This window comes from Paracoccus sp. FO-3, assembly GCF_006386455.1.
Taxonomy (GTDB): Bacteria; Pseudomonadota; Alphaproteobacteria; order Rhodobacterales; family Rhodobacteraceae; genus Paracoccus; species Paracoccus versutus.
In genome coordinates this window covers 1-454 of sequence record NZ_VCBQ01000313.1, presented here as the reverse complement: position 1 = coordinate 454, position 454 = coordinate 1, and the positions used below count along the sequence as shown (strand labels likewise).

Below are 454 nucleotides of genomic sequence, written 5' to 3'. Positions count from 1 at the left end.
GATGATCCGCAACTTCACCGACGATGCACATGACATCACCACGAGCTGGGGCCATGGCTTCGCGCTGCGGCTGCTCGACCATCTGCGGGCGCGCATCACCGCCTTCCAGGAACAGACCGGACATCTCTATAACTTGGAGGCGACGCCGGCAGAGGGCACCACCTATCGCTTCGCCAAGGAGGACCGCAAGCGTTTCCCCGGCATTCTCCAGGCCGGCACCGAACACGAGCCTTACTACACAAACTCGAGCCAGCTTCCGGTCGGCTTTACCGACGACCCGTTCGAGGCGCTGGAACGGCAAGAGGCGCTGCAGCGCAAATACACCGGCGGCACGGTCTTGCATCTCTACATGGGCACGCAGCTGTCCTCGGCCGAGGCCTGCCGCAAGCTGGTGCGCCGGGCACTGGAGAACTTCGGCCTGCCCTACATCACCGTCACGCCGACATTCTCGGTC

The 454-nt window shown here is 63.7% G+C and carries 1 protein-coding gene; it reads left to right on the top strand.

What is annotated here, in order from left to right; translation table 11 throughout:
• The coding region (nrdD, locus tag FE811_RS27160) for an anaerobic ribonucleoside-triphosphate reductase (RefSeq protein ID WP_305034207.1) at window positions 1-454 on the top strand (454 nt) is incomplete at both ends.